The organism is Agriterribacter humi, assembly GCF_009192765.1.
GTDB classification, from domain to species: Bacteria; Bacteroidota; Bacteroidia; order Chitinophagales; family Chitinophagaceae; genus Agriterribacter; species Agriterribacter humi.
On the sequence record NZ_VOHQ01000014.1, the window covers coordinates 1 to 20,351 of the forward strand.

Genomic DNA, 20,351 nt, shown 5'->3' on the forward strand with positions numbered 1-20,351 from the left:
AACAGCCAAAGCTATTACGGCAACAGCAAGAAAAATCGCTGTAATATTTTATATGATGCTGAAGAATAGAACCGAATTCAATCCTATACCAATTGAAAAATATACTGATAGCTTCAAAGAACAACAGCTTAAGAAAATAAGAAAGCAAGTAAAGCGGATGGGATTTAAGCTGGTTCCTGAATCTGTTACTTAAGAGAGAAAAAGTAAAAAGAATATTTTATTAAAGAGATAAAAAGTAAAGGGTACGCTCTTTTTTATAAGGATTTGCGATTTACGTATTTAATCCTAATTTCAGATTTGAGATGATCGGTAGTAACAGAATGGGATAAAAGAAGTATTGATTTATTTTTGGCATTATATTCATCATTATAAATTATAAATTAATTTGAAAAAGATTTTTTTATTGCTGACTGCGGGTATATTCAGCACTGCATTATTTGCACAAAAAGCCGTATCTATTTTTAATGGCAAAGATCTTACGGGATGGACAATCAATGGTACCGAAAAATGGTATGTAGAAAAAGGAGAGCTGATCTGTGAAAGCGGCCCGGATAAGGCCTATGGTTACTTGTCTACCGATAAAAATTACAAGGATTTTGATCTTACCCTGCAATTCAAACAGGATGCCGAAGGAAACAGCGGTATATTCTTTCGCTCAACTATTGATGGTGTGAAGATCAGCGGCTGGCAGGCGGAAGTAGCGCCTCCGGGCAGCAATACAGGCGGTATTTATGAATCGTACGGACGCGGCTGGCTGATTAAGCCTGAGGCAGAAAAGGATAAATTCCTTAAGTATGGCAAATGGAATACCTACCGTTTAAAAGTGGTGGGTGATGAAGTAACCACCTGGGTGAACGGCCATGAAATGATCCATCTGAAAGATGAAAAGATTGGTAAAGGCGTGGGCTTTATTGCCCTGCAGATACATGATGGCGGCGGAATAAAAGTAAGGTGGAAGAATATAAAGATTAAAGAACTGTAAAGTTAGTGAGTGGTGAGTAGTGAATGCCCGCCCGGCTGAACACCGTTCGGACGGGGTCAATGGTGAGAGGTGAGAAGTGAAACGTTTCCTATTCCCTATTCACCACATTTATTCCCAGTCCCGGGTTTTCTGTTGGCGTTATTTTTCCAAAATCATAATGCAAACCTTCGGCTATATCTTCTTCGAGGAGTAAAGGTCCATCGGCATCCACGTAATCTGCCTGTGGTGACAAATGAACAATAGCCGCGGCGCCAACCGTACTTTCATTCATGCATCCCAGCATGATCTTCATATCCAGTTGCCTGGCTTCCTCAATCATTCGCAATGCAGGCGTAATGCCACTGCATTTGGTGAGCTTGATATTGATACCATGAAAATACCCGTTGCATTTTTTTACATCGGCCTCGGCTACACAACTCTCATCGGCAAACAGGGGCAGCGGCGATTGCTCGTATAATATCTTCATGCCTTCCCAATTTTCTTTAGCAAGCGGTTGCTCTACCAGCTCCACATTCAGTTGCTGCAAAACAGGTAATATTTCCAAAGCTTCTTCTACAGTCCATCCCGCATTGGCATCTACCCTGAACACCGCGCTGGAATGTTTGCGCAGGGCTTCCATGATAGCGATATCTTCTTTTGTACCCAATTTTATTTTGTATACCGGCCAGGGCCTTTCCTGCATTTTTTCAATCATCTTTTCAATAGCATCAATGCCAATGGTATAATCCGTTAATGGAGCATTGGCAATAACGGTATGCCACAACTGGTAAAGGGGCTGCTTCTTTAATTTACCATATATATCCCATGCGGCTATATCCAATGCCGCCACCAGAAAAGGGTTGCCCGGAAAAAGATGGTGCAGGTAATGCCAGTATCGTTCAGGATGCGTAAAAGAAAACTTTTCAATGAAAGGTTTTTTCCGCTCAATATCTTCTATCATTTTTTCAACCGGTATATTATAATAGGCTATAGCCGGCGCCTCGCCGTAACCTTTAATGCCGTTGAAATCTAGTTCAACCAGTAAAGAAGGCTGATGTGTTTTTGTTCCTTTGGAAATGGTAAAAGGATACCTGAATTTTAAATTACTCTGCCAGTATTTTATTTTGATGGCCATAGAAGGGAAGTTTGGAAGTTTGTGGTTTATGAGTTTATCGTTCCAAATGCAAAATATATCCAACACAGAACCACGGAGACACAGCGGCACAAAGACACACATAGAAAGCTTTATACTTTATCATTAATGGCCCTGCCGCTTGAATGGATATAACTGATCAGCTCATTATTGAAATCCTTCTCCTTTAAAAGTTGTTCCAGGGTAATATGCATGCGGTAGCGCCAGTAGTACCGAGGTATGGCAGGAATATTAATCCTTTCTTTTGCCGGGTCTTCCCTCCGTATCTTTCCATCTATACCCATCAGGTCCTGCAATAAAAAAACGCTCCACATGGCTGGCGAATATAGGTGCTGGATAACAATGGCTTTGTTTATCCATGGTTCGCAATAATACGGAGCCAGCCCGGGATGCAGCATTTCATTATTGAAAAAATGCTGTGTTTTCTCCCGGTTCTCTTCCCACCAGGCGCGGATGGTGCTCATATCGTGCGTAGATGGCGTGATAACAGACATATATGGAGCGTTGGCCGGATTAAAAAATTCCGCCCCCGCCTGTTTGGGCATTCTTTGAATTTCGAGACTTAATATGCCCAACTGCCGCATAATTTCAGGTACGCAATGTGGTACCATACCCAGGTCTTCGCCGCAGATCAGCATATTGGTTGATCTCTTAAGGGCTGGTAGTTTATACATGGCATGCGTTGCCCAAACCTCGTCCTGCCTGCGGAAAAAATAATCTATATACAATGCTCTTAATTGCTGCTGCAGGTGACCGTCGAGATACCTGAAGGAACTTGTATTTTCAATGGCTATCCTGAAATGAAATTGCTGCCGCTGCGATCCTTCTTCCTCAAAAAGAATAACATTGGAAATCAGATCATACAATACGGATTGAAGCAATATATTTTCTTCATTTATCTCTAACGCCGCAAAATAGGTTTCTACCTTACGCTGTGTTGAAAATGATGCTTTAAGATTATAGGAGCCATCCTCGTTTAGTTCCAAAAAATCTTTAACCAGGTTCCTGTTCTCTCCCAGCAACTCATACAATACCGCATCGGTAATATAGGGTTCACAAAAACGCCTGTAATCAAAATGTATCCCTCTCTTTAAAAAAACTTCTGTGTCAACCGGAATAGCAGGCACAAAATGTCCCATTACCCCTTCTACCGCATGCGCGGGAATACTCCATATCCTGAAAAAGCCGAGTATATGATCTACACGAAAAGCATCAAAGTAATTGCTCATCTGTTTAAAGCGCCTGTGCCACCATTCGAATCCGTCCTGCTTCATGCGCTCCCAGTTGTAGGTAGGGAATCCCCAGTTCTGGCCTTTTACAGCAAAGTCATCGGGTGGAGCGCCTGCCTGCATATCCATATGAAACAGTTCCGGCTCCATCCAGGCATCGCAACTATAACGGTTTACTCCAATGGGTATATCTCCCTTTACAATTATACCGTTCGCATGTGCGTAATCGGTAGCGGCCTTTAACTGGGCATGCAGGTGGAATTGTATAAAATAATATATACCAACTTCATCAAAATGTTTTTGACCTACGCCGGTCAATTTTTCTATTGCCTCCTTATTGTAGGTGCTGTATTGCTTCCATGCCGTGTATTTCGATGTACTGTATTTATCCCGCAGGTAACTGTATGCGGCATAAGGAACCAGCCAGTGCTGATTGGCTTCCTGGAACTGCCGGTACGTTTCATCCTGTAAAAAAATATCCTTCTGCGCGTGGTACAGTTGTTTAATGATCTTCCATTTATAGCGCATCACCTCTTCATAATCTATTTCTACCAGGTCATTCAGTTGTTTCCTTTTTCTGCCCAGCGATTTTATGATCTGGTCATCTTCTTTCCGCGCTATGCTTTCCACATTCAGGTATAAAGGATGTAATGCAAATGCAGAAATGGCGTTGTATGGATATGAGTCCTTCCAGGTATGCGTATCCGTTGTATCATTTACCGGCAACAACTGTATGAGCCGGATGCCTGTTTTTTTGCTCCAGTCAACCAGCAGCATAATATCGGTAAATTCTCCCGTACCCAGGCTTTTAGTGCTGCGTAAACCAAATACCGGGATAGTTACACCGGCGCCCCGCCAGGTGGTATCAACAAAATGCACAAAGCCATCATGCAGTATGATAAGCTTTTTTTCACCCGCGCTGTCATGCAGCAGGCGGTTGTCGCCATCTTCATACCGGATAAATTGTTTATGCTTATTGTTATAAACAGCATACTTATAAGCAACAGGAAATGTGTCTGTAAGGAGATTGATCTTTGTTGTCCACCAGTTGTTTTCCATGCTCATGCATACCGGCCGGGCAGTATTCCATTCTCCCAGGAGCGCACTGCCGCCTAACAAACAAATCACCTCGTCTTTTTGAAGCAGGGGCGCTTTTACTTTAAAAATATGTGTATTACCTTGGTAAGGCAGGGGTTTCACCGGCGATTTGGCACGGGGTAATAAAACTTCCCTGAATGGTGCAGTAAAAAAAACATTGTCGTATTGCCCGGCAAAATTCCAGGTGTCCTGCAGGTGAATTTCAGTGGCGTCAATCTTTTTAATATCTATTAGCTTGCCATCATTCCATTCTTCGGTAATCCTGCCGCTTTTATCTTTAAAAAGGTATTTATATTGAATTTTATCAGGCAAATCTGCAGGGGCCGTATATAGTTCCAGGTCATAGCTCCAGTATTCTTCATTAAGGTAGTTCATGGTAACAGCAGCATCGGAAACCATATCGCCTAACTGCGGAATATTGCCCGAAAGCAGCAATGACTCCCCGAATTGAGTATTAAAACGTATATAAAAATGAATCTTTACCATATGTATGTATTTGCCCCGAGTGGCAATTCTTTTGTTTTAAGCAACATTGTAAATGTAATAAGACAAAAATACAGACAGGGTATAAATTTTCCCATTCTTCCGCTAAACAAAGCAAATCCTCGTTATATTTGCCACAAATTAATGATCAGATATGGATACTGTTAACAAGAAATCCCGTGTCGTGTACTGGCTCCTTTTCTTACTTTCCGTGGTTGTTTTTTTCTTGGTATACGCATTCGCCGGCAACTTTATTACGGTTACACTCCCTTTTGTTGTTTACTTTTTTGCCAAGTCACTTGATATCATATAACCTGCAGTCTTCAAAATGACTGCGCATTCACTTTACCAGGAGAAGATTGGATCGTATACCGGAGCCGTTCAATCTTTTAAAAGAAAAATAGCGGTGTCGGCCCTGTTGCGGCTCATGACTTTCACAGCTTTCGCTGTAGCGGTATATTTCTTCTTTAAACACTGGTCAACCGGTTTACTGCTTCTTTCCCTGTTATTATTTGCAATATTCCTGCTGCTGGTACTGTACGCTTTAAGATTAAAGGAAAAGAAAGCGCTTCTTGAAAAATTATTATTGATCAATACCAATGAGCTGGGCATCCTCAGCAATGAACCTAACCGGCTGGATGATGGAAGCTCCTTTTCAAACAGCAAAGGATATGCGGAAGATCTTGATATTTTCGGACCCCGCTCGCTGTTTCATTTGCTTAACCGCTGTACTACAGCGCATGGCAAGGAATATTTAGCAACGCTGTTACAGCAACCTTTATTAGATCCTGCGAACATTACTGCAAGACAACAAGCCGTTCAGTTCCTTTCAAACCAGACCGATAAAAGGCAACTTATTACTGCCCATGGCTTGTTACATGCCGAAGCGGAAGGCAACCTGCACAGCATTGCGGAATGGCTGCAACCGGCAACGGACCTGCACAAAAAAAAATGGCTGCAGATAGTGCGGTGGATACTGCCTTTATATACTATTCCCTGTTTTTTGTACTATATCGCCACCGGCAATATATTGTATGTAGCGATAGGTGTAATAGCCACATGGCTTATAACAGCCCGTTATGCAAAATATATACACGGGCAGCACCAGCTCATCAGCAAAAAGCAATCCATCCTGGAACAGTATGCCGGTATTTTAAAAACATTTGTAACAATTGAAACCGGCTCATCGGCTGTATTGAAACAATTACAGCAAACAGCAGGCAATGCCCACAGTGCCATGGGCAAACTGGCAAAACTTTCTTCCTTTTTTGACCAGCGCCTGAACCTGCTGGTGAATATTTTCCTGAACAGTCTTGCAATGTATGATATGCAATGCATTCTGGCACTGGAGCAGTGGAAAGACCGGCACAAAAACGATTTTAATCACTGGCTTCATGCGGTTGGCGATATAGAATGTTTGAATGCGCTGGCGTGCTTTGCATTTAATAACCCTCATTTTGCTTATCCGCAGGTTAATCAAAACGAAACATTGTATGTTAAGGCTGAGCAAATGGCTCATCCTCTTATTCCTGCCACTGAATGTGTGGCCAATGATTTTGAAGCAGGGAAAAACAACAGGCTTTTATTGGTTACCGGTTCCAACATGTCGGGCAAAACCACTTTTTTGAGAACCCTGGGAGCTAACCTTATTCTTGCGCAATGTGGCGCACCTGTTTGTGCCACGGCTTTTATATTTACACCTATGGAAATACTTACTTCCATAAGGGTGAATGATTCCCTGCAGGAACATACTTCCTATTTTATGGCGGAGCTGAAACGCCTGCAGCAGATCATACTGCAGCTGCAACAAAACAAACCCGCATTAGTGCTGATTGATGAAATATTGCGCGGAACCAATTCCGAAGACAAAACCCATGGATCGGAACAATTTATTAAACAACTGCTTGAATACAATTGTATTACCCTCTTTGCCACACACGACCTTACATTGGCCTCGCTTGAAAACGAATATAAAAGCGTGATCAGCAATTACTGCTTTGAAAGTATTATACAAAATAGCACATTGTATTTCGATTACAAATTACAACCCGGTGTGGCCAAGAATAAGAATGCTTCTTTTTTAATGAAGAAGATGGGGATTATTGGTGAGAAGTGAGAAGTCAGGGGTGAGAAGTGAGAGTCTGTCCTGATAGCCGATAGCTCATAGCTTCTGATCAGAAAAAGCATATACTTTTGCATTTCAAAAATTAACTATCGTTGCGGTATGAAACTTTACTCCATCAACACAGGTTATTTTAAATTAGATGGTGGCGCTATGTTTGGCGTGGTGCCCAAAAGTATATGGAATAAACTTAACCCTGCCGATGATAACAATCTATGTACCTGGGCCATGCGCTCCCTGCTCATTGAAGATGGCAACCGCCTTATCCTGGTAGATACAGGTATAGGAAATAAGCAGGACGCTAAATTTTTCAGTCATTATTATTTACACGGCGAGGACACGCTGGATAAGTCGCTTGCCAAACACGGCTTTCATCGCAATGATATTACGGATGTGCTGCTCACCCATTTGCATTTTGATCATGTGGGTGGCGCTATTGTAATCGAAAAAAACAAAATGGTGCCTGCATTTAAAAACGCTACTTACTGGAGCAATGAACAGCACTGGCAATGGGCCACCAAACCCAACGACAGGGAAAAAGCATCTTTTCTGAAAGAAAATATACAACCCATACAGGACAGCGGCAAACTGAAATTCATAGAAGTAAAAGAAGACATCGCATTCTCCGGCAATGTCACTATCCGCTTTGTTAATGGCCATACCCACGCCATGATGCTGCCGCAGATCAATAATTACATGGGCAGAACCCTGGTGTATATGGCCGACCTGCTGCCTTCGGTGGGACATATACCCATACCTTACGTGATGGCTTATGATATGTTTCCATTAACCACCCTCCAGGAAAAAAAAGCATTTCTGCAGGAAGCGCTGCAAAATAACTTCATCCTGTTTTTTGAGCACGACCATTTAAACGAGTGTTGTACGCTAAGCATGACGGAAAAAGGAATTAGAACAAAGGATACGTTTAAGCTGGAGGAAGCGGGGAGCGGGAAGTAAGTGGTAGGCAGTGAATGGTGAATAGTGAAAAGTGAGGAGTGAGTGGTGAGGTGAGACGTGAGGTGAGAGTGCGATTCCTTAACCGTATCTTTCTTATCTTCAGCTATCTAACGTTAAGCCCATGTATAAGTGGTTTTTACTCCTTCTGCCATTATCAGCATTTTCGCAACAACCGGCATATGATATACTTATCCGCAATGGTAAAATTATTGATGGCGCTGGCAATAACTGGTACTACGGAAACGTGGCGGTTAAAGACGGAAAGATCGTTAAAGCCGGAAGGGCTATTTTGGACAGCGCGGCTTCCGTTATTATTGACGCCACGGGATTGATTGTGGCGCCGGGCTTTATTGACGTGCATACCCATATTGAAGGTGATGAAACCAAAGATCCCACCGCCGCCAGTTTTATTTACGATGGTGTAACTACTGTTGTTGCCGGTAACTGCGGCGCATCTCATACCGATATAGGAAAATATTTAAGCTGGCTCGATTCGCTGCACCTGTCCGTTAACGTGGCCACGCTTATCGGCCATAACGATGTGCGTAAAGCCGTAATGGGGCGTGCTAACCGCGATGCAACGCCACCGGAAATGTTGCAGATGGAAGCAATGGTGGACAAAGCCATGCAGGATGGCGCGGTGGGTTTATCAACCGGGCTTATTTATATACCCGGTACGTATACCAAAACACCTGAAATTATTGCGTTGGCAAAAATAGCTTCAAAATACAGGGGCGTATATGCCACACATATGCGCGATGAGGGCGACAGCGTAGTTAGCGCCATTAACGAAGCCATCACGATCGGCAGGGAAGCCGGTATACCTGTAGAAATATCGCACTTTAAACTGAGCGGACAACAAAATTGGGGGCGCAGTAAAGAAACGGTGCAAATGGTAAAAGCCGCGAGAGAAAAAGGGGTGGATGTAACCATTGACCAGTATCCCTACACCGCCAGTAGTACTTCTATCAGTACGCTGCTGCCCGATGAAATATTGGCCGATGGACAGGACTCCATCAAAGCCAGGCTGCAAAATGAGGCTATAAAAAAAGATGTTATTTCTTATATGCTGAAACGGCTGAAGAAAAGAAAGCTCAAACATTTTAGTTACGCAGTGGTTACCAGCCATAAGGCAGACAGCAGCTATAACGGCAAAAGCATTGAAGCCATCAACCTTATGAAAGGAAGAAAGCACAAAGCGAAATATGAAGCGGAAACCGTAATTGACATCATGCTCAATGGCGGCGCAGGAGCGGTATTTCATGGTATGGGAGAGGAGGATGTGCAGCGTATTATGCAATACCCTTTCGGTATGTTCGCCAGTGATGCTTCTATCCGCATTTGGGGTGAAGGCATGCCGCATCCCCGCGGTTATGGTACTAACGCAAGGGTATTGGCGAAATACGTGCGGGAAGAAAAAATTATTTCTCTGGAGGAAGCCATACGCCGGATGACATCATTACCCGCTCAAAAATTTCAACTGCAGGGGAGAGGGCTGATTAAAGAAGGTATGTTTGCCGATATTGTTATTTTTGATGAGCAGGCGGTGCAGGATATGGCCACGTTTGAGAAGCCGCATGCCTATTCTAAAGGATTTAAGTATGTATTGGTAAATGGTAAGATAACGGTTGACCAGGAAAAACATACGGGCATAAGAAACGGCAAAGCATTGTATGGGCCGGGAAAGAGATAGGATTTATGTATATGGATTGTCATTGTATAAAACCAAAGATGCCATTTGCACAGCAGATGAAGTGATTGCGACGCAACGAAGTTAGTATAAGAATATATAGCTGGTATCCACATAAATCGTTTTAAAACAACTTCTGATCTTCATAAAAATCAATATGAAAAAAATTATTTACGGGCTGATCTTAGCAACCATCTTATTGTATAGTTCCTGTGCCGTTCAAAAAAATACAGGCAATGCGGCTAAAGAAGAATGGATATCGCTGTTCAATGGCAAAGACCTTAATGACTGGATCGTAAAGATCCATCACCATGAAACGGGTGATAATTATGGCAATACTTTTCGCGTGGAAGAGGGTTTGATTAAAGTGCGTTACGACCAGTACGACAGCTTTAATAACCGCTACGGTCATTTGTATTTTAAACAACCTTTCTCCTACTATCACCTGGTAGTGGAATACCGGTTTACGGGTATATGGCGTAAAGATGCGCCGGAATATACTTTAAAAAACAGTGGTGTAATGCTTCACTCGCAGGATCCGCGAACCATGCCGCGCGAACAGGACTGGCCCATATCGGTTGAAATGCAGTTCCTGGCGGGGCTGGGCGATGGGAAGCCGCGTCCTACGGGTAACATGTGTTCGCCGGGAACAGATGTTGTGTACAATGGCAAAATAGATCCGAGGCATTGCATCAATTCTTCATCCCAAACCTATGAAGGGGAGCAATGGATTAGGGCGGAGGCGATTGTATTGGGCGATTCACTGATCACGCATATTATTAATGGCGATACCGTTTTGCAATATACCCAACCACAGATTGGTGGCGGGGTTGCCAATAACTATGATCCCAAAATTAAAATAGACGGGAAATTATTATCATCCGGATTTATAGCGCTGCAAAGTGAAGGACAGGAAATTGATTTCCGTAAAGTGGAATTACTGAACCTGGAAGGGTGCATGGATCCCAGATCGAAGCATTATAAAAGCTATTTTGTTAAGGATGATCCATCTGCGTGTGAATGAGTAAACGGAGGGAAAGTTTATAGTTTGGAAGCTTATGGTGTGTAGTTAAGGGTGTTGCAGGTTTCAGGTTACAAGGTGCAGGGGTGTTCCCTCTCACCTTTCCCTATTCACCTTTCACCCTATCTAAACTTAATCATTGAGGTTAAAGGATAACGCAAATTGCGGTAGCCCATCATGTCGGCCTTTACATTACCTACAACAATCGGGCTTTCAATCCGCAGGGGAAGATGGTTGGCATCATCGCTTACCCACACCGTCATTTTTTCGCCACCTTCAAATACAGTTCCTTTAATCAAAAAAGGTTTGAATTTAATAGCCCTGAACTTTCCGTAACGGGTCTTGATGGTTTCCTTCCCAATATACCGTATGTAAATATCATGCATTTCATCATCAAGGAATACGCTCAGGTTAATTTTATCGTTTGGCTTGTATTTTGAGAAGTCAATATTACGGGCATAGTACACCGCGCTGATGATGTCCTGAATGCAATCGGGCGCCTTAAAAACACCTCTTGTGGTAACCACACTTTTTGCTTCGTGATTAAAACTGGCGTTCTCATATTTTTTATAGTTTCCTTCCTGTACGTTTCGTATAAAACGGTAAGGTTTGAGCGTTGCCGTATCCATATAGGTTTCGTACCGGTCGCGCACTTTAAATATCCAGTCGTAAGAGGAGTTAGATCTCCCTTCGCCCACGGCATGATAAACGGTTTTACCGTTATAATTTTCCAGTTTTGCATTAAAAGTAGCCGTGCCTGCATCAACATATAAGCCTACCACATTATAAAACACTTTAAGCGTTATACTTTCGCCGGAAGAAAAACTCGTGTTCCTTATCCCGCAAAAATCACTATCAGCGTTAAGCTGTACGCTGATCAATACCGATAAAAAGGTACCAATGACTTTTCGCCTCATTGCTTAATATTAAAAAATTTATGTCTTATGGCAAGCAAACCACCTGCCAAAGCCGGTAATACCAGGTTGACAAGCCAAATACCAGTAGACGCTGCATAGATTCCCACTGTGTTTGCACTGAAAGTTTGAAAGAGCAAAATGCCTGCTTTACCTCTTATACCCAGTTCAAGTAATGCCATAGTAGGAACAAACGCTAATATAAGATATAATACACTTATTAACCAGAAAGCGTTCCACCATCCCGCATGCACATGCATCACCTCCAGCAGTAATATATACTGGCAAAGGAATACAAGATAACGCAATGCGGACAGGGATAACACTCTTAACAAAATTGTAACACTCACCGTATGTAAAATCACAAAATGCTGCGACCATTTCTCGGGCAATTTTATTTTCTGTGCCGCACTCACTATCCAGCCTAACCGAAAATACAGGCAGGCGCAAAGCAGGGTTATCGCACACATGCCGGCCTGCGCTGCTCCATACCAGCCGGCAACATCCTGCTCAATGAATAAAAGACCCAGGCTGCCAAAAAACAAAGTAACGAGCAACTGGCTAAAACTGCAAACAACAGCCAGGGATACCGAACGCATCCGCTTTCCTTCGCTAACATACAGTGCCCGTCCGCTATACTCACCTATGCGGTTGGGTGTGTTGATGCCAATAGCCAGTCCGCCCAAAACAGATTTTAAAGCATGCTTTAGTGAAACCGCTTCCAAAGGGCGCAAAAGCAGTTTCCATTTGCCCGCTTCAATGAGCCAGTTAAAGAACATCAGCGCAACAGCCAGCCAGCATTTCCATGCCTGCGAACCATATATGGCTTCTTTAATATGTTGCAAAGACCGGTGAAGATCGGGCTGCTGTAACAATTGCAGGTAAATGCTATAGCTTAGTACTATAAACAATAGCGGTCCTATTACCCGGTTGAAGAATATTTTGATACTTTTGTTTGGTACAATCATTTTTTTAAAGCGGTTCATTTTGCAAAACAACAGCCAGATCATTTTAGGCATTGACCCCGGCACCCTTGTAATGGGGTACGGGGTTATTGCTGTAAACGGCAGAGCCATTCAATTATTGGAAATGGATGCCATAAAACTATCGGCTAAAAAAGATCATTACGAAAGATTGCACATTATACAACAAAGAATAGTAACCATCATCAGTACTTTTCAACCCCATCACTTTGCTATTGAAGCTCCTTTTTTCGGTAAAAATGTGCAAAGCATGCTTAAGCTGGGAAGGGCGCAGGGCGTTGCCATTGCTGTGGCTATGCAGGCGGGCATTCCCGTAACAGAGTATTCTCCCAGGAAGATAAAGCAAGCTATTACCGGAAATGGCAATGCAGATAAAGAGCAGGTATGGAAAATGCTGCAACGGATCGCCAACCTGCCATCCGCTTCACCTGCTTTTGATGCTTCGGATGCATTGGCCGTAGCGGTTTGCCACCAGTTTCAAATGACTTCTCCGCTCCAGGATAAACAGTCCAAAGCAGAACGGAAAACGAAAAGCAGTTGGGAAAATTTTGTAATCAATAATCCGGGTCGTGTAAAATAACCAGGAGTTAAAAATAACACCCTCAACGCCCCACTTATTGAATGGCTCCTTTTAATATGCAGCCGCAAACGGTAAAGCCGGTCTTTAATAAAGTATATTTTGATATGATATTCCTGGTATTACAACGGGCTGCGGGCACTCTGCCCATTTCATAAGCCGCTTTCTTCAATTCCTGCACCATCAATGTTCCCAATCCTTTTTGCCGGTAACTTTCGTTCACTTCATAATATATATCCGCATAAGGCATATTGTAATTCAGCATGAGTCCGCCGGTGGCGGCCACTTCATTATGGTATTGCAAAACATATGCGCAATCATCGGACCGGTCATGCGCTTCCGTTTCTTTCTTCTGAAAAATTACACCGGGGATACTAAAATCAGTCCGGAAATGATCTTCAAAGAGTATGGCCTCCGCATTTATATTTTGTGCATATTGGTATAACATGGAAGAGAGCAGTGGTTCATTGCTCTGGCATTCAATATAAACAGCGCCCGATACTGTATGCAATTGTTTAAAAAAAGCATCGGCTAATTTTCTGTATGGTTGAATGATATAAAATTCAAAAATGGCATCCCTGTCTTCTCTTTTACTTTGTCCCCATACCGCCCCGTAACCCACCAGTATATCATCCACTTTACAGGCGTAGCAATCTGCCCATCCATACAAATGACATTTGTTGTGCACAAACTGAAAATGATTTTCCTGCAGAAATAAAATGCGCAGGGCTTCGATATCCTTTAAACCGGTTGGTATCACTTTTGTTTCCATAACCTTTTTTAATTGATGCAAAAAAGTGAGTGGTCAGTAGTGAGTAACGCATTACAAACTATAAACAACAAACAACAAATCCAAATGTCTATTTTTCTTTACCTTCAAACCAAAAGTTTGCTTTATGTCAAAATATGTTCTTGCATTAGACCAGGGCACTACCAGTTCCCGCGCTATTATTTTCGACCATAATGGTTCTGTAGTTTCAGTAGCGCAAAAAGAATTCAAACAAATATTTCCCCAGCCAGGCTGGGTAGAGCACGACCCTAATGAAATATGGAGCACCCAGTTGGGCGTAGCAGCAGAAGCCATCAGCAAAGCCGGGTTAACAACGGAAAGTATAGCCGCAATAGGCATCACCAATCAAAGAGAAACAACGGTAGTTTGGGAAAGGGCTACCGGCAAACCGGTATACAATGCGATAGTATGGCAGGACAGGCGCACCGCGGCCTTTTGTGATGAACTGAAAGCCAAAGGAACCGATAAGCTGATTAAGGAAAAAACCGGGCTCATATTGGATGCCTACTTTTCGGCTACCAAAGTAAAATGGATATTGGATCATGTGGAAGGTGCAAGGGAAAAAGCCAGTAAAGGGGAACTTTGTTTTGGTACCATTGATACCTGGCTCATTTGGAATCTCACCAAAGGACAGGTACATGCAACCGATGTATCCAACGCATCACGTACCATGCTCCTTAATATACATACCCTGCAATGGGATGGTGAATTGGAAAAAATATTTGATGTGCCCGGCAACATGCTCCCCCAGGTAAGAAGCAGCAGCGAAATATATGGAGAAACACAAAATATTTTAACAGCGCATAAAATACCCATAGCAGGAATAGCGGGAGATCAGCAATCGGCATTGTTCGGACAAATGTGCACGCAACCCGGCATGGTTAAAAATACATATGGTACGGGTTGTTTTATGCTGATGAACACTGGTGAAAAAGCCGTTCCTTCGCAAAACAATTTACTCACCACCGTAGCATGGAAAGTAAATGGTGTTACCCAATATGCATTGGAAGGAAGTGTGTTTATTGCGGGCGCCGTAGTACAATGGCTGCGCGATGGATTGGGTATTATTAAATCTTCCGCGGAAGTGGAACCACTGGCACTGAAAGTGGATAACAACGATGGGGTGTTCGTGGTTCCGGCATTTGCAGGACTGGGCGCTCCGCACTGGAACCAGCATGCAAGAGGAACAATAGTGGGCATGACAAGAGGAACCACCTCCGCACATTTAGCCCGTGCGGCTATAGAAAGCATCGCCTATCAAACCATGGATGTATTGAAAGCCATGGAGGCCGATTCGGGCATTGCCATTAAAGAATTGCGTGTGGATGGCGGCGCCACCGCCAATGATTTATTGATGCAATTTCAAAGCGATATGCTCAACACCAAAGTTATTCGTCCTGAAATTATTGAAACAACCGCATTGGGTGCTGCATATCTGGCGGGGCTGGCAGTGGGGTACTGGAAAGACATGGATGAAATACAAAAGCAATGGCAGGTAGACAGGGTTTTTGAACCCGATATGAAAGAAGACGACAGAAGCAAATTATCAAAAGGGTGGCAAAGAGCAGTAAGGGCTGCGAAGGTATGGGCGGAGGGGGAGTAAATTTGAAAATGTGAGTAGTGAATAGTGAGTTGTGATTGTCTTCTGCAGGGGTTGAAATAACTTCGAAATCAACTTTTTTATTTTTCATCATAATATTTGATTTTGCGATCTTTTAAAACACTAACAGGAATGATTAATCGTACTTCCTGATGCTCACCATGGATCATTGACTATTGACCACTCACTACTCACTACTATGCAAAGAGGCGAAATGCTTAACAGGCTGGATACGGAAACCGAATGGGACATCATCATCATTGGCGGGGGCGCCACGGGTTTAGGCACTGCAGCAGATGCCGCATCACGGGGATATAAAACATTATTGCTGGAACGTTTTGATTTTGCCAAAGGTACTTCCAGCAGGGCCACCAAATTGGTGCACGGCGGTGTGCGTTACCTGGCGCAGGGTAATATTAAATTGGTAATGGAAGCCCTGCGCGAAAGAGGCATCTTATTAAGGAACGCCCCGCATCTTACCCGCATCCAGCCTTTTATATTGCCTTCTTATTCGTGGTGGCAAAAATGGTTTTACGGCATTGGTTTAAAGATATACGACCTGATGTCGGGCAAATTAAGTATTGGCAAAACCCGTGTCTTGTCTTCAAAAACGATCTTGCAATATTCGCCTGCGGTAGCGCACACAAAATTAAGCGGTGGTATATTGTATTACGATGGGCAGTTTGATGATGCCCGCCTGGCGCTTAACCTGGCACAAACGGTAGTGGAACAGGGTGGTGTGGTATTGAATTATATGGAAGTATTTGATGTGCGCAAAGAAAATGGAAAGAGTAAAGGCATATATGCAGAAGATATGCTTACAGGAAAAGAATACGAATTAAAAAGTAAAGTGGTAATAAATGCAACCGGTGTATTTACAGATGATGTTTTGCAGATGGATGACGATATGCAGCACAGCATCATTTCTCCGTCGCAGGGTATACACCTGGTGGTAGATAAGAAATTCTTCCCCGGCGATTATGCTATGATGATACCCAAAACAGATGACGGCCGTGTATTATTTGCCGTGCCCTGGCACGGTAAAGTAATTATAGGTACTACAGATACACCCGTTGCGGAAGCTTTATTTGAACCGCGTGCTTTGGAGGAGGAGATTGAGTTTGTTTTCAGAAACGTGAACCGTTATCTTAATTCCGGCATTACAAGAGCCGATGTAAAAGCAGTATTTGCGGGCCTGCGTCCGCTGGTAAAAGCGCCGGGACAAAAAAAAACGGCGCTTATGCCCAGGGATCATACCATTATTGTGTCGAAGAGCGGGCTGGTTACCATTACGGGCGGCAAATGGACCACCTACCGCAAGATGGCCAAGGAGGCAGTAGATAATGCACTGTTTGTAGGCAAACTGGAGCGCAGACTTTCTGTAACAGAATCCTTGCACATACATGGTTGGTGCGAGCAGGTGAACAGTGCTGATCCTTTGCATTATTATGGCGCCGATGCAGCGGCGGTAAAAAAACTGGCGGAGGAAAATGAAGCATGGAAGGAGCAGTTGCATCCCGGGTTTCCGTACATTAAAGCACAGGTAATATGGGCGGTGCGCAATGAAATGGCAATGACGGTTGAAGATGTGCTGTCAAGAAGAATACGCATGCTTTTTTTGGATGCCCGCGCAGCAATGCAGGCAGCCCCGGAAGTGGCCAGGCTGATGGCGGAGGAGATGGGCAAAGATGAAAACTGGCTGCAGGATCAGTTACAAAATTTTACTGCGCTGGCGGAAGGGTATTTGCTGGGAATGTGAGAATGTGGGAATTTGAAAATTTGAAAATGAAGAAGGCTTCAGAATTTCTAATTTGTGGTTTATCATTGCATCCGAAGGGGTTTGAGATTTGAGATTGATTCCGCTTCGGATTTCGGGTTTTGGTCTTCGGATTTAGCATTTGAAATTTATTTGGCTTTTGTTATTTGATTTTTGGTACTTTATATTCCCTTCGGATTTCTAAATTTAGCATTCGTGCTTTGTCTCCGCCACGGCAGACAGGTTTTATTTGGTCCTTCTTATTTGTTTTTTAGTGCTTTTTTTCAGATTTCGTATTTCTACGCCGGGACTTTATTAAAATTTATTTATTTTCCCTGAATTATTATTAATAAAATTGCTTGCATATGTCTCCCTTTTTGGCTGAAATTACCGGAACGGCTTTACTCATGATTTTAGGCGGTGGCGTGGTTGCAAACGTGGTATTAGATAAAACAAAAGGCAATAACGGCGGGTTGATCGCCATCACCTTTGGATGGGCAGTGGGGGTGTTTACTGGTGTATATGCAGCGGCGGCGGCCAGTGGCGGGCATTTAAACCCGGCCGTAACGATTGGACTTGCAGTGGAAGGCAGCTTCGACTGGGCGCTGGTGCCTTCCTATATACTGGCACAATTCATAGGTGCTATGCTTGGAGCGGTAATCGTATGGGCATCCTATCGCCAGCATTTTAATGCTACGCAGGACGCCAATGCCAAGCTGGCTGTATTTTGTACAGCTCCGGCTATCAGGAGTGCAGAACACAATTTTATTACAGAACTGGTTGGCACTTTCATACTGGTATTAGGAGCCTTGTTGCTGTCCAAACCGGAGATGAAGCTGGGTGCGCTGGATGCTTTGCCTATCGCATTACTGGTATTGGGTATCGGATTAAGCTTAGGCGGACCTACAGGCTATGCCATTAACCCGGCCCGCGATTTGGGTCCCCGCATTATTCATGCTTTACTGCCTATCAAAAATAAACGCGATAGCGACTGGAACTATGCCTGGATACCGGTAGTGGCACCTATTGCGGGGGGGGTGCTGGCAGCTTTGTTTTTTAGATTCATACTAAAGTAGTCAGGAAAAAGCGAAATTGAAAGAGTTACTGACAGATAACACGGATATTCACAGGCAAATAAAATTGTTTTAAAGCAGTTATTATTTACATAGATCATAAAATATCGCTAACACCTTAATCTGTTAAAGCCTGTGAACCAAAAATACCATGCTTCCCCCATTCCTTTATGCTACTGCCAATGAAGCGCCTGTTTATGAAAGCATCCTCAATAACAGGGCTTCAAAACTCATCAACAAAATCCAATCGGGTACTTACGTAACCATTACAGCCGAAGAAGGCGACTTTTATAAAGTAATAACTGCAGGTCCAAACGGGTGGATGCGCAAGACCGACCTGGCCGATACCATGGGCATTAAAATATTTTACTTAGATGTAGGCCAGGGAGATGGCGTTCTAATAGAAGTGGGCAATCTTCGAATATTAGTTGACAGCGGACCTTCGGTTAATATGCACAACTATCTTACCAAATGGCAGTATACCTACCTGCTCAACAAGGGGCAGCAGGTCCATATTGATTATGTATTTGTGAGCCATTTTGATGCGGATCATTATAAAGGGCTCATTGCCGTATTGAACGACAAACGGTTTACATTCGGCACTGTTTATCATGCAGGCATATTAAAATTCGCGGAGAAGAACAATCCGTATAACACGGGTTTGGGAGATACCATACAGCACGATGGCGTTGAGTACTTAACCAAAATATTCGATAACCTGCTACGAACCAATGAAGCGGCCGCTTTTAACAGGGATATTGCCAACTTTATGGATGTGGTTAAAAAAGCCGCTGTGGAAAACAGGCTCGGTAAAACGAAGCGATTGGCTGCCGGTGATACAGCTATCAGCAAAACCATCGAAAATAAAAAATTTACAATAGATATACTGGGACCGTTTACAGAAAAGATCGGCGGCAGGCATAGGTTTATATACTGGCACGATGAAGGCAAAACCATCAACGGGCATAGCTTAGTGCTCAAAATTACTTTTGGTGCAAGAACTTTTTTATTTGGGGGTGATTTGAATACCGCTTCGGAGCTTTACCTGCTGCAGCAATATGGAAATGCCAATCCTTTTATGGTGGATGTGGCAAAATCCTGCCATCATGGTTCTTCCGATTTTACGGAAGTATTCATGCAGCAGGTTAACCCGTTTGCCACTGTTATATCTTCGGGCGATAATGAAAGCTTTTCGCATCCCCGTGCCGATGCTATAGGATGTGCAGGCAAATACGCCAGGGGCAACCGGCCTTTGGTATATTCCACCGAGCTTGCCCGTTCGGTAAGTAAAAGTAAAATTTTGTTTGGCATGATCAACCTGCGCTGCAACGGGAACGATATTTATATGAACCAGATGAAGGAAACCAACCGGCCGGCCGATATGTGGGATGCGTATACTTTGCCACGTACGGTTTAATAATTATCGCTGATTATTTTATGTGCAGTTCTCATAGAAATGATTCCGCTTTTACGGCTGTCTTCGATTAGCTGCTTTAATTGTTTAGGGGTGAGCGGTTTACCGGGAAGATGATTATTATGCTCACTTTCATCCACCAGAGATAACTTTAGATTGTTTTCTTTGGTAAATGTTAATAGGCTGTTTAAGCCTTCACGGTTTGTTTCATCTAATTGTAATAGCATAACTAAAATTACAAAAAAAGTAACAATTTGAAATTGTTTAAAAAGTTAGCCGCCAATTTATACCAACTGTGCTTTTGAATAGTTGAATTGCTCTATCCCTTTTTGGTTAATCGAAGTTATTGTTCCAAAAATCGAAGCATATCCGCCTGCCGGCGAATAAACTTTCACCGCCGTATGATGTTTACCATCTTTGTATTGTCAAAGTGATGCTAACCCTTTGAAAACCCAATCATCCATCATCCGCTGAAAAATCAGCCACCCTTTAGAAAAGCCCAACCCCGGGAGAGTACATTCCAATTCCTG

The 20,351-nt window shown here is 43.2% G+C and carries 16 protein-coding genes and 1 pseudogene; 11 read left to right on the forward strand and 6 right to left on the reverse strand.

Going from position 1 to position 20,351, the window contains the following annotated elements:
- Positions 1–193, forward strand: a pseudogene (locus FRX45_RS23645) (hypothetical protein); the annotation flags it as partial.
- A 192-nt stretch (positions 194–385) separates the two neighbouring features.
- Positions 386–982, forward strand: coding sequence for a 3-keto-disaccharide hydrolase (locus FRX45_RS19280; protein WP_152270118.1), 597 nt, complete (start codon positions 386–388; stop codon positions 980–982).
- 88 nt (positions 983–1,070) lie between these two features.
- Here the strand turns inward: FRX45_RS19280 and FRX45_RS19285 are convergent, their stop codons facing one another.
- On the reverse strand, positions 1,071–2,096 hold the full coding sequence (locus FRX45_RS19285; RefSeq protein ID WP_193311778.1) for a mandelate racemase/muconate lactonizing enzyme family protein: 1,026 nt from the start codon (positions 2,094–2,096) through the stop codon (positions 1,071–1,073).
- Positions 2,097–2,206: 110 nt separating this feature from the next.
- Entirely contained in the window at positions 2,207–4,927 is a 2,721-nt protein-coding gene (locus tag FRX45_RS19290; RefSeq protein ID WP_152270119.1) for a 4-alpha-glucanotransferase, read from the reverse strand.
- 325 nt (positions 4,928–5,252) lie between these two features.
- Here FRX45_RS19290 and FRX45_RS19295 point away from each other — a divergent pair, with 325 nt between their 5' ends.
- The 4 genes from FRX45_RS19295 (at position 5,253) to FRX45_RS19310 (ending at position 10,717) form a co-directional block, all read left to right on the forward strand.
- Entirely contained in the window at positions 5,253–7,040 is a 1,788-nt protein-coding gene (locus FRX45_RS19295; RefSeq protein ID WP_152270120.1) for a MutS-related protein, read from the forward strand.
- A gap of 108 nt (positions 7,041–7,148) precedes the next feature.
- A complete protein-coding gene (locus FRX45_RS19300; RefSeq protein ID WP_152270121.1) occupies positions 7,149–8,003 on the forward strand; it encodes an MBL fold metallo-hydrolase in 855 nt (284 codons plus the stop codon).
- 121 nt (positions 8,004–8,124) lie between these two features.
- On the forward strand, positions 8,125–9,696 hold the full coding sequence (locus FRX45_RS19305; protein ID WP_152270122.1) for an N-acyl-D-amino-acid deacylase family protein: 1,572 nt from the start codon (positions 8,125–8,127) through the stop codon (positions 9,694–9,696).
- 154 nt (positions 9,697–9,850) lie between these two features.
- Complete coding sequence (locus tag FRX45_RS19310; protein WP_152270123.1) at positions 9,851–10,717, forward strand: 3-keto-disaccharide hydrolase; 867 nt, start codon at positions 9,851–9,853, stop codon at positions 10,715–10,717.
- 119 nt (positions 10,718–10,836) lie between these two features.
- Here the strand turns inward: FRX45_RS19310 and FRX45_RS19315 are convergent, their stop codons facing one another.
- Together FRX45_RS19315 and FRX45_RS19320 are read right to left on the reverse strand one after the other, a co-directional pair.
- Entirely contained in the window at positions 10,837–11,631 is a 795-nt protein-coding gene (locus FRX45_RS19315) for a DUF3108 domain-containing protein (protein WP_152270124.1), read from the reverse strand.
- Positions 11,628–12,596: a lysylphosphatidylglycerol synthase domain-containing protein gene (locus FRX45_RS19320; RefSeq protein WP_193311779.1), complete on the reverse strand. Its 969-nt coding sequence runs from the start codon at positions 12,594–12,596 to the stop codon at positions 11,628–11,630. Before FRX45_RS19320 ends, FRX45_RS19315 begins: the two co-directional genes overlap by 4 nt.
- Before the next feature lie 19 nt (positions 12,597–12,615).
- On the opposite strand from FRX45_RS19320, the gene ruvC reads away from it, so the two are divergent.
- Positions 12,616–13,191, forward strand: a complete 576-nt coding sequence (gene ruvC, locus FRX45_RS19325) for a crossover junction endodeoxyribonuclease RuvC (RefSeq protein WP_226805463.1) — start codon at positions 12,616–12,618, stop codon at positions 13,189–13,191.
- A gap of 34 nt (positions 13,192–13,225) precedes the next feature.
- On the opposite strand, the gene FRX45_RS19330 is transcribed toward ruvC, so the two are convergent.
- Positions 13,226–13,960 (reverse strand): GNAT family N-acetyltransferase, encoded by a 735-nt coding sequence (locus tag FRX45_RS19330; protein ID WP_152270127.1) that lies wholly within the window; start codon positions 13,958–13,960, stop codon positions 13,226–13,228.
- Positions 13,961–14,084: 124 nt separating this feature from the next.
- Here FRX45_RS19330 and glpK point away from each other — a divergent pair, with 124 nt between their 5' ends.
- The 4 genes from glpK (at position 14,085) to FRX45_RS19350 (ending at position 19,824) form a co-directional block, all read left to right on the forward strand.
- Positions 14,085–15,581, forward strand: coding sequence for a glycerol kinase GlpK (gene glpK / locus FRX45_RS19335; protein WP_152270128.1), 1,497 nt, complete (start codon positions 14,085–14,087; stop codon positions 15,579–15,581).
- Between the two features lie 196 nt (positions 15,582–15,777).
- Positions 15,778–17,337 (forward strand): glycerol-3-phosphate dehydrogenase/oxidase, encoded by a 1,560-nt coding sequence (locus FRX45_RS19340; protein WP_152270199.1) that lies wholly within the window; start codon positions 15,778–15,780, stop codon positions 17,335–17,337.
- A 362-nt stretch (positions 17,338–17,699) separates the two neighbouring features.
- Entirely contained in the window at positions 17,700–18,410 is a 711-nt protein-coding gene (locus FRX45_RS19345; RefSeq protein WP_152270129.1) for an MIP/aquaporin family protein, read from the forward strand.
- A gap of 148 nt (positions 18,411–18,558) precedes the next feature.
- On the forward strand, positions 18,559–19,824 hold the full coding sequence (locus FRX45_RS19350; RefSeq protein ID WP_152270130.1) for an MBL fold metallo-hydrolase: 1,266 nt from the start codon (positions 18,559–18,561) through the stop codon (positions 19,822–19,824).
- On the opposite strand, the gene FRX45_RS19355 is transcribed toward FRX45_RS19350, so the two are convergent.
- Entirely contained in the window at positions 19,821–20,048 is a 228-nt protein-coding gene (locus FRX45_RS19355) for a hypothetical protein (RefSeq protein ID WP_152270131.1), read from the reverse strand. The two genes, FRX45_RS19350 and FRX45_RS19355, sit on opposite strands and share 4 nt — an antisense overlap.
- Between the last annotated feature and the right edge of the window lie 303 nt (positions 20,049–20,351).